Here is a 10,054-nt window from a genome sequence, read left to right as displayed (position 1 = left end):
GACAGCTCACGCAAATCACGACACTTCACAAACTAGACACACGAATGCTTACGCTGGACACCAGCGTAACCAAAAAGGCTACCTCATCCGATTCTGATAATCAGATAAGGCAACCTTTTCATTTATCGGTTGATGCCAAATTAACGTTTAAACCGTTGCCGTTAAAGCAGTCGAACAACCCCGACACCGGCAATCATCACAACTAACCCAATGAGTTGAATCGATGTGACCGGGTTACGTTTCGAAGCAAGCCAACCGAATTGATCGATTAACAGGCTCCCAGCCATTAAACCAACTAACACAATGATGACGCTAACCCCGTTCCCACTAACGGAACAAGGTAAATGTTGCCGAGGATATAAAACGACCCAATAAAGCCGCCAATCCACATCCACCAAGGATTATGACCGTTAGCCGGACTTTGATAGTGCCACTTCAAACGGAGCACTAACACAATGAGCCCCAAAGCCACCGTCCCAATTAAAAATGAAATGAAGCCGCTTGAATCTTTGAGTTCAAAACTAGGCCAAGATGACCGTTAATGGCCGTTTGTGACGCACTCAGCATCCCCGCAAAAACGCCAAACAAGCGCCATAGCATTAAGTGGCTGCCTTTAGGCGTTGCCTCAAGAACGCTTTCGTAGCCACCTTGACCCGTTTTTCGGGCTAGCCAATCGTTCCCGGCGACGGTGATGATGACCCCTACCAAAACGAGTAATGCCCCCAGTCCACGAACCAGTGTTAACTGACTGACCGGCGAATGGAACCAGCCAAAGTTATCGATCAACAAACCAGCTAGAATTTGGCCGAGGACAGGCATAATGACCGTTTGAACACTCCCAATCTTGGGAAACAGGACAATATTACCGGTTAGGTAAACTACCCCAAACAGACCACCTAACCACAACCAAGCCGGCTGCGTTGTAATGACAGTTGAAGCAATCAACAACGTATGCTGTTCGAATAATGTAATGGCGGCTAGAAAAAGCGTGCCAATTAAAAATGAGATAAACGAGGCCCAAAACGGAGAACCTAGCGACTGCCGCAAACGGGAATTCACACTCGTTTGCATCGGTAGTCCCACCCCAATGGTCAACCCGATAATAATTGCTAACATGTTCCAACCTCCACGCCTTGATTTAATGACCCCACATTATAGCCCGAATCCTCAAAATTAACCAATATTTTTCTCAACTATTGATACTGAGTCAAAATCATCGCGGTGTATTGTTTAAATGCCACTAAGAATGGGTCATTGCCCGTCACGCGTGCATGCACACCTAGTGATAGTAAAAAACGGTACGTTGCTTCACGTTGCGGCAGTTCGAGAGTTGCGGTAAACTGTTCTGCCGTTTCGTCACGAATCGCCTGACGCCCAAACCGTTCAACGATCACGTCTCGAATAACGTTGTCTGCAACCAACGTTATCTCAGTCATTACTGGATGATCAAAACCACCCCATGACAATTGTTCTTCCGGTAGCGGTCGCGGGTCAAATGTCGTCGCTAAAAAGGTCACCGTTTTGATTCGTGATAACCGAAACGTCCGAAAAGCCGCTCGTTCAAGACTGTATCCTTGGATGTACCAGCGCTCACCCTTATACGTTAACCGATAGGGCTCGATTTGTCTGGTACTCCCCTGACCCGTTCGATCACTGTAGGTAAACGAAACTAACTGATGGGCTTGAATCGCTTGACTAAACTGTTCGGCGAGTGCTTTGAGTTCCTCACTTCCCGTCCAATCGGCATGTTGAACCGAAAGTGCCGTTCGCTGTTCGTTGATACATCGCTTGAATTTTTTGAACCGTCGCCCGAATCGCTGGCGTATCGATCAGTGACTGCACCCCGCCAAGGGCAACAAGCAGGTTACCGATATCCGATTCGGTCAACAGTTTTTTATCAACTTTATAATTTGGCAAAATACCAATCCCACCATTTCGTCCACGAGTGGTATAAATCGGGATACCAGCTAAGTTAAGCGCGTCAACGTCGCGATAAATCGTCCGCGTCGTGACCTCAAACTGAGCTGCCAGCTCGGAAGCTGAAACCGTTTCTTGGCGCAATAAAATCATCACCATATTCAATAACCGACTTAATCTCAAAATTCGTCATCCTTTTTATAATACCTGACAAACTGTCGTCAAGTATTGCTTGATATGCTTAGTTTATCAGAAAGGGGCTCAAAACGATATGACGATGATTGGAAACTACGCCGTCAAGGCCTTTCCCCAACAAACCATCACCAGCTATGAGACGTTGACTATTTTGCAGGTAGTAAGACCGTAACCCCCGTCTTAAAGCTCGAAACCAGACGGATCCCAGCCGGTGACTATCTAATTATGGCTGGCAAAGGCGGTCCTAGTCGTCAATTATTTGACGTATTGATCAGGCATTTTTTCAATAAAGTGCTACCACAACACCCAGACCTTTATCGCGACGATAGGTTCATTGTTGAAGCCCTTTTAAACGATAATCCTCAGGATGCCGAAGTTGAACTCCGGATTCCGATTAACTTACCTAAAAACTACTGATGACTCATAAAGGAGATTGACCCATGACTTACACCCTCATTACTCGCGATGCACAAACCATTTACGGCTGGTCAGCCGAACTCGTGACCCCATCACGCACCAACTTAGCCGAGCTTAGTCAACAAAAACAAGCCCTGCTTGACGAGTATCAAACTGAGCTTACAGACGGATTAATGGCTGTTAACAGCAACCAAGATGGTCAGCAACACTACTTAGTCGGTCAGGCTAGGGTTACGAAACGGCCAAGTACTTTCACGTTACCAGCCGGTCAGTATGCCCAATTTGACCTCGCTTTTACCGACCGAATCAACCTTGATCAGCTCATCGGGCGTAGCTATGGTGAACTTGCTCAAGTTACTGATCTTCAAATTGCAGGGAACTTCAACCTCGAAGCATTTGTTAATCAACATCAGGTTCAGTTCTTTGTTCCAGTTCACATGCTTCAATAACGTACATCAATAAAGGGCGACACCGGTTCTCAAGTTGAGACCCGGTGTCGCCCTTTATTGATTTGATTTTTTCAGCCAGCCAATTATTCTTCTTTTGCCGTACCTGCACGCGCTGTTAATTGCGATAACGGTAAGACTTTCAACACTAACTGAATGAGAATCACATAGATGACAAAACTAATGATTTCTTGCGGTACCCGGGTGACAAAGAGTGTTTTCCAAGCCAATCCATACATCATCCGCAACCACAAACTGTTCAAAAATAAGTTAAAACCGAAGTTGACCACAAATGCAGCCAAACTAATTCGCCACAGGGTCAGCGGCTTTTGATACAGGCACAAACCAAACGTATACCCCGTTAAAATTGCGGTTAACACGAAGCCAATAAAAAACGCGAACTTGGGAAATAGCAGCATCGATAATAAATAAGCCAGTCCGGTTGCACCCGCCGTGATTTTTGGCGGAAATAACCGCGCCATAATTGCTGTTACAATAAATGAAAAGGTAATTTTAGTCATCAATAGTTGAATCGACAAAAAACTACCAAGTAAAATTTGCATCGCCATCAGACTGCCTAATACCGATACCCCATAAGCACTGCGCCAGTTTAACTGCTTTTCTCTCATCTTTCATACCATCCTTTAACCAATCTAAGGTTTAGTTGTCACTGTCGTTGATTCGCTTCTTATGCTAATTGCTAATTTTTAGCGTGTTGTTGCGCAATTAAATCGGCTTGTAATTCTGCCAATTGTTGGGTGATATAAACCGGATAATGGTCCGGATTCACTAAACGTTGAGTTGCTTCTGGTAATTCTGCAAGGCGTTGCTGACTAAACCGTTGAATAGCGAAACAATCTGTTTCAACGGCTGCCGTTGTTTTCGGCGAAAGCACGGTGTGTTGTAATTCGCGTGCCACAAAATCACCTAATTGTTGCTGTGAGCGGGTCGCCAGCGGATTTAGGGCCACAACCGTCATCCCTGATGCGAGCTTCTCATCCGCAAGGGCAATCACGTCACCAATTGCGCGCGTCGTTCCTTGTTGATACAACCGATAAACCCGTTTTAACCCCGGTAACGTCGTTTTCTCACGGCTAGCGCTAACCTTAATCTTCGGAATCAACTGGCCATTTTGACTAATTGCAGCCAACTTGTAAACGCCACTTAATACGGGTGACGATGCACTTGTGATCAACTGTTCACCGACCCCAAAATTATCAATGGGCGCACCCTCTTTTAATAACGACGTCATAACGCTTCATCCAACGCGTTAGAAGCCGTAATCTTGGCATCAATAAAACCAGCTTCGTCCAATTGACGTCGAGCGCCAGCTGCCAACTGCGCAATATCCCCGGAATCGATTCGAATCCCCACCGGTCGATGTCCGGCCGCCGCTAGTTGTTTAAAGACCCGAATGGCGTTTGGTACCCCAGATGACAAGACATCGTAAGTATCAACTAACAACGAAGCATTATCCGGGTAAATCGCCGCCCACTTCTGGAACGCTGTTAACTCATCCGGAAAGGCTTCGATCCACGCATGCGCCATCGTTCCAGCAGATGGTAGGTTGAATCGCTTGGCCGCTAAGACATTCGAGGTGCTGGCACAACCACCAATAATCGCTGCTCGGGCGCCCAATGTTGCGGCATCGGTCCCTGCGCCCGTCGTGCACCAAATTCCATCACTGGCCGTCCTTCCGCCGCAACCGTAATTCGACGCGCCTTGGTCGCAATCAGCGATTGATGATTAACCAAATTCAAAACGAAGGTTTCCAACAACTGCGTTTGCCACAACGGTCCCTGAATCGTGAGGAGTGGTTCTTGCGGAAATACCGGGGTCCCCTCTGGCATCGCCGTAATCTCACACTCATTTTTAAATTCAGCAAGTTGGGTTAAAAACGCCTCGCTAAACAAGTTAAGTCCTCGTAGATAGTCAATCTCCGCCTCATCAAAGTGCCAGTTGCGAACCGTTTCGACCACTTGAGCCAGTCCGGCAGCAATCACAAAACTCCCCTGATCCGGCACTTTACGGTAGAACACGTCAAAAACGGCTTCTTCATCCGGTAACGTCTGGGCGTAGCCGTTAGCCATTGAAAACTCGTACAAATCAGTTAGCAACGCTAAATTATCCATCATCTATCCCTTCTTCGGTTCAGTTTAATAACACCCCTTAACCAACGATCCCCCTTTTAACTGCATCACATAAAAGTATTAACTACTTTTACATTATCCTCATCATAATCGATTCATTTCTATTTTACAAGTAATCACTAACAAAAATCGGGATAACCTGTCAAGAACGTTCGTCTTTACAGGTTATCCCGCTTGAATTGACCTATTCAGTCATTGATTTTTCCCAAAATGCTTTGGTGTCAACACCAGTTTGACGCGCTAGTTGTTCAAGTTGGTCCACTTCTGAAGTTGTTAGGACTAACTGCGTTGCGCGTTTCTCGTCCGCAACGTACTTTTGTCTCGTTACGCCAACGATCGGCAACGTGCCCTTCCCGATTGCCCAAGCCGTTGCCACATCGGCAACTGAAGCGTGGTGCTGTTGGCCGATTTGTTGCATCGCAGTCGTTAACGCCGTGAGCTGCGGTAGGACTTGGTTGTAGACCTTCGCTCGATTACTACCAGCTGGCAGTGGATGGTCCACGTTGTATTTACCCGACAGCGCGCCCTGTTCCAACACCATATAAGCAAAGAAATCGATACCGCGTTCCCGACAATAGTCGAGAATGCCCGCATCTTCAGAAGACCGGTACAGCAGGCTGTAATGGTTTTGAACTGCCGCTAATGGGATCCCAGCTTCGGCTAAAATATCACTTGCCCGTTTAATTTGAGCTAAATTATGGTTCGAAACGCCAACGTGTTTGACCAAACCATTTTTAACTAACGGAATCAACTGTTGCGTCCACTTGTCAACGTCAGCCGGGTTATGAATCCAGTACAGATCAACGTAGTCCGTATGCAGCCGTTTTAGGCTTTCTGCCAGCATATCTGCCATGGGTGTCGGGCCATCGTTCGCGATTTGGGGCGTGAACTTGGTCGACAGATAATACTCGGACCGTTTATACGGCATTAACATGTTACCCAGTAACTTTTCAGAACTACCTTCACCGTACACCGCTGCCGTATCCCACAAGTTAAAACCGACTCGCATTGCAGCATCAACCACTTGGCGCAGCGAGTTTCACTCAAATGATTGCCGAAAATTCGGTCACCACCGTTGGCCCCTGAGCCCCAAGACCAAGTGCCCATTGCTAACTTTGCATCAAACATGTCATCACCCCTAATTGGTATATTCGAAGTTTAAATCTTCCAACCGGTTCATATGTTGCAAAACCGCTTGAATGTCATCGATTTCGGCTAATAACATCACCGCACCGGTACCTTCTCCAGCGGCTAAGTTAAAGTCCAAGTACGGTTTCAACCCCAAGTGTTCAAGGACCCGATTAGCACCAGATTCTTTAGAACTATGGGAGGCAATCAGATGCTGAGTAACACCTGGTTGAATTGCTTCAGCCAATAGCGCCGATGTATCAGAGAGGAACCCATCCAAAATAAGGGGCACACCGTGTTCGGCCGCGCATAAAATCGCGCCGGTCTTAGCACCTAATTCAAATGCACCAAGTTTACTCAACACATCGATTGGATCAGCTGCATCAGGTTGCCACTGCTTAACCGCCGTTTCAACAACTTTTAATTTATTTTGAACCGTGGCATCCTTCACATGAGATCCCGCACTGACCACGTCAGTAACCGGCACGTTTAACATCGTGGCAACAATTGCGGAGGCTAAAGTTGTATTGCCTAAGCCAGCTTCCCCAATCAACAATAGGTCAGTTCCGGCTTCAATTGCTTCAAGTGCAGTATCATAGCCAACTTTAATTGACTGGATGGCTTCTTCTCGACTCATTGCGGGAGCCTTTAAAATATCATTTGTTCCCGCTTTGATTCGCTTATCGATCAATTTTGAATTCACGTGGTGTGGCCCGGCTAAACCAACATCGTAAACTTTAACCTCACAGCCCCGCGCAATTGCCAACGCTGATACCGCTGCATGGCCGTCCGCAATGTTATCCGCCAAGATATTCGTAATTGGCTCAGACGTTGCTGAAACGCCTTCGACCACCACGCCGTTATCCGCTACGTAAACCAGACAAGTCCGCTTAGCAACTTGAATGTCCGCTGTTTGCTGAATCCCGGCAATATCGATCGCAAGTTCTTCTAGCCGCCCCAAACCGCGAATTGGTTTCGCTAGGTTATCTAATTTTGCCTGTAATTGATCACGAGCCGTTGTTGAGATTGGACTCAAAGGTTGCAAAAATGCTAATTTTTCCATTCGTAAAATCTCCCTATCCTGACGATCATTAATTTTAATCTCACTATTATTTTGTCGTGCTTTTAGGCGAGCGTCAAGTTCTTTTTGCAACCGGTTACAATTGTTGGGTTATTGGTGAGAGATTGTCTTAGTTTTGTGGGAAATCTTTATGATAGTTGCGTTTTTTGGGAATTGGGTTGACGCCCGTACTTGGTTAAGTCAGCTAGCTTGGGAGAGCGTGCCGGATGTGAGTATTACAAAACAGATTTATAGGTAGGCGTTTTCCGATTACCTAGTCGAAACGTGTTCCACAAGGCAGAGAGCTGCACGTAAGCTACTGCCACCACAAACTCCAAAACCCGGAGTTTCTGGCGCCAGTAACTTACGCTCCGCTCTCTAACCGCCTTGTTCCGCACTCTACAAAAAAACAGCCCCCCGTCTCTCCTCAGGGGGCTGCTAAATGTTACATACCCTAGGCATCCGCCTACTGGGCATTCTCTTTTTCGTTGATCATGCTAATGCCAATATACATGGCAAAGAGCATCAAGAACAACGCTAATACCGCCATCATTTCAACTGCCACGGACGTTGCGGTTAACGCCAACATCATCATTGGCACTGCTAAACCGATATAACTTAACGTGGTTACCACGCGGTCAACGGTAAATAAATTCCAACGACGTTGCCGTAACTGTTCATCAAACTGCGGTTTAAACAATCTGTACGTCATATAAACCATACAATTGACTAAGGTGAGATACCCTGAAAGATGGTTTAAAAATCGCAGCCATCATCGTTAATACTGACCATAACAGCCCACTCACTAACATCACTGGTACAACAATTTTCAAGCTCACTTTCATGGTAACACCCCGCCTTTCAACGATTTATCCGGACAATCAAACTCAACTGTTATAGTTAATACCTATTATTGTGAAAATACCAGTATTATTTTTATAATTTTCACAAGTTGAGAAAATGAAAGCGGATAACGCATGAATTAGCAAAATGCAACCGCTTTTTATAGCGATTTTTTGACCACCCTTAATCTCGATTAAGGCACTTGAATGATGTACGGTCCATACTGTGGGACCTCAACAATTTGGATACCTAGCCCAAAGACCTGCTGTAACAATTCTGCGTCAAAACAATCTTTTGCTGGCCGATCCGCAATTAACTGTCCCTGCTTTAACAACCAGACATGATCACTCACCATTAAGGCTTGGTTAATATCGTGGAGTACTAGGACAACCGTCATGTGTACCGTATATTGTAACTCGCGAATCAGTGTCATCAAGTCCCGTTGATGCCCGACGTCTAAGTAGGTTGTCGGTTCGTCTAAAAACAGCATTTGCGGTTCTTGCGCCAACGCGGCTGCAATCCAGACGCGTTGTTGCTGACCACCAGAGAGCGAGGATAACCAGCGCTCCGCCAACGTTTCAAGGTGAACTTGGGCTAAGTATGGTTGAATCTCCTCATCGGTAATGGTTGCTAACAATGAATGGCTTGCCAGACGCCCCATTTTCACCACATCTTTAACCCGTAAATCATCATAAACAGCGTGTTGTTGGCTAACAAACGCCATTGTTTGTGCGCGTTGTTTCAGTGATAGGTCCTGCAACGGTTGACCTTGCACCTTAATTTGACCTTGTTCAGGCATTAATTGACCCAACATCAGTTTTAACAGGGTTGTTTTCCCGGCCCCATTAGGACCGATAATCGATAAAATTTGACCAGTTGGGACCGTTGCGGTGACTTTCTGAATTGAAGTTGAGGCCCCTGAATACCGAAAACTAACGTGATCTAACTCCAACCTGGTCCCTCCTTTGCACCCAAAATACGAGAAATGGTCCACCGAGAACCGTCAACAAAGTCGCTGCTGATAATTCACTTGGTAAAACAATCAGTCGACCAATTGTGTCAACGACCAACACTAACCATGCACCACCAAAGATTGACGCTGGGATCAACGTTAGATAGTCACTCCCCACCAGTCGTCGCGCAACGTTGGGCACAATGATTCCCACGAATGGCAATACGCCAACCACTGCTGTCACACTAGCTGACAAATAGACAATCAGTCCTAGGAGACTAACACGCATGAGTTTGGCCGAAACGCCCATCGTCGCTAACTGCTCATCTGGCAGTTTCAAGTGATTGGCCCACGGCGCTAATATTAACGCGATGCCTAGTCCCATACCACCCGTCAACAATAGTTGCCAAACTGATGGCCAAGTCAATCCGTTGAACCCTTGAACAGTGCCAATCGTTACGCCATGCGTGATGACTTGCTGTAACCCCACAAAGGTCAAATTCAACGCCACACCTACGATAATCAGCTGGTAAGGTCTGCTTAGCGTCTTGCGGTTCATTAACAAACCAAAGGCAATCGTGCCACCGAGAAGTGCTAAAATCAGCTTTTCACCGACAAATCCCGGCAGAATCAAACTACCAACAACAATCAGCAAATCACCCGCACTGGCGATTCCCAGAATACTCGGATCCGCCAGTGAATTTCGAAACACCGCCTGACTTAACGCGCCAGCGGTTGCCAACACACTGCCACCAATCAGACTCGCAACGATTCGGGGCAACCGATAATTTAACAACAGATTCAATGCTGCTGGTTGCCGACCATGAACGGCCTGCCAAATCACCGTACCATTTAAAAAGCGCGTTCCGACCATTAATGCTAGACCAATCGTGATCACCATAATGACCCCAAAAATAAAACTAATGCATCGTTCTCGTTTCATCAC

9 protein-coding genes and 4 pseudogenes are annotated in these 10,054 nt (G+C 46.4%); 2 read left to right on the top strand and 11 right to left on the bottom strand.

Annotated elements, in window-relative coordinates; all coding sequences use genetic code 11:
- Positions 1–161: 161 nt before the first annotated feature.
- From JCM2765_RS09840 to JCM2765_RS09830, 4 genes and pseudogenes are all read right to left on the bottom strand, one after another.
- Positions 162–1,116 (bottom strand): annotated as a pseudogene (locus JCM2765_RS09840) (DMT family transporter).
- A 77-nt stretch (positions 1,117–1,193) separates the two neighbouring features.
- Complete coding sequence (locus JCM2765_RS16730) at positions 1,194–1,517, bottom strand: hypothetical protein (protein ID WP_054736396.1); 324 nt, start codon at positions 1,515–1,517, stop codon at positions 1,194–1,196.
- Between the two features lie 54 nt (positions 1,518–1,571).
- Positions 1,572–1,688, bottom strand: a pseudogene (locus JCM2765_RS19375) (WYL domain-containing protein); the annotation flags it as partial.
- A 37-nt stretch (positions 1,689–1,725) separates the two neighbouring features.
- Entirely contained in the window at positions 1,726–2,100 is a 375-nt protein-coding gene (locus tag JCM2765_RS09830; protein ID WP_054736394.1) for a helix-turn-helix transcriptional regulator, read from the bottom strand.
- A 210-nt stretch (positions 2,101–2,310) separates the two neighbouring features.
- Here JCM2765_RS09830 and JCM2765_RS09825 point away from each other — a divergent pair.
- Positions 2,311–2,529 (top strand): annotated as a pseudogene (locus tag JCM2765_RS09825) (GyrI-like domain-containing protein); the annotation flags it as partial.
- A 23-nt stretch (positions 2,530–2,552) separates the two neighbouring features.
- Complete coding sequence (locus JCM2765_RS09820) at positions 2,553–2,978, top strand: effector binding domain-containing protein (RefSeq protein WP_054736392.1); 426 nt, start codon at positions 2,553–2,555, stop codon at positions 2,976–2,978.
- Positions 2,979–3,061: 83 nt separating this feature from the next.
- On the opposite strand, the gene JCM2765_RS09815 is transcribed toward JCM2765_RS09820, so the two are convergent.
- From JCM2765_RS09815 to JCM2765_RS09785, 7 genes and pseudogenes are all read right to left on the bottom strand, one after another.
- Positions 3,062–3,604 carry a folate family ECF transporter S component gene (locus JCM2765_RS09815; protein WP_054736390.1) on the bottom strand — a complete coding sequence of 181 codons (543 nt, stop codon included), beginning with the start codon at positions 3,602–3,604 and terminating at the stop codon, positions 3,062–3,064.
- A gap of 71 nt (positions 3,605–3,675) precedes the next feature.
- Positions 3,676–5,110, bottom strand: a pseudogene (locus JCM2765_RS09810) (nicotinate phosphoribosyltransferase).
- Positions 5,111–5,309: 199 nt separating this feature from the next.
- Positions 5,310–6,134, bottom strand: a complete 825-nt coding sequence (locus JCM2765_RS09805) for an aldo/keto reductase (protein WP_369404069.1) — start codon at positions 6,132–6,134, stop codon at positions 5,310–5,312.
- A 129-nt stretch (positions 6,135–6,263) separates the two neighbouring features.
- A complete protein-coding gene (cobT, locus tag JCM2765_RS09800; protein WP_082405075.1) occupies positions 6,264–7,316 on the bottom strand; it encodes a nicotinate-nucleotide--dimethylbenzimidazole phosphoribosyltransferase in 1,053 nt (350 codons plus the stop codon).
- Positions 7,317–7,779: 463 nt separating this feature from the next.
- Positions 7,780–8,013 (bottom strand): hypothetical protein, encoded by a 234-nt coding sequence (locus JCM2765_RS09795; protein WP_054736388.1) that lies wholly within the window; start codon positions 8,011–8,013, stop codon positions 7,780–7,782.
- Positions 8,014–8,349: 336 nt separating this feature from the next.
- Entirely contained in the window at positions 8,350–9,108 is a 759-nt protein-coding gene (locus JCM2765_RS09790; RefSeq protein ID WP_054736386.1) for an ABC transporter ATP-binding protein, read from the bottom strand.
- Complete coding sequence (locus JCM2765_RS09785) at positions 9,089–10,051, bottom strand: FecCD family ABC transporter permease (protein ID WP_054736384.1); 963 nt, start codon at positions 10,049–10,051, stop codon at positions 9,089–9,091. The genes JCM2765_RS09790 and JCM2765_RS09785 overlap by 20 nt, the downstream gene beginning before the upstream one ends.
- Between the last annotated feature and the right edge of the window lie 3 nt (positions 10,052–10,054).

Origin of the sequence: Secundilactobacillus similis DSM 23365 = JCM 2765, from assembly GCF_001311075.1 — a bacterium.
Lineage (GTDB): Bacteria > Bacillota > Bacilli > Lactobacillales > Lactobacillaceae > Secundilactobacillus > Secundilactobacillus similis.
Note: the sequence above shows the minus strand (reverse complement) of the source record. Positions and strands in the feature narration are given on the sequence as shown.

Bases quoted from the DNA above. Each gene is read 5' to 3' on its own strand.
- JCM2765_RS09785 (WP_054736384.1), bottom strand. From the start codon at position 10,051: ATGAAACGAGAACGATGCATTAGTTTTATTTTTGGGGTCATTATGGTG.
- JCM2765_RS09815 (WP_054736390.1), bottom strand. From the start codon at position 3,604: ATGAGAGAAAAGCAGTTAAACTGGCGCAGTGCTTATGGGGTATCGGTA.
- JCM2765_RS09805 (WP_369404069.1), bottom strand. From the start codon at position 6,134: ATGCGAGTCGGTTTTAACTTGTGGGATACGGCAGCGGTGTACGGTGAA.
- cobT (WP_082405075.1), bottom strand. From the start codon at position 7,316: ATGGAAAAATTAGCATTTTTGCAACCTTTGAGTCCAATCTCAACAACG.
- JCM2765_RS09820 (WP_054736392.1), top strand. From the start codon at position 2,553: ATGACTTACACCCTCATTACTCGCGATGCACAAACCATTTACGGCTGG.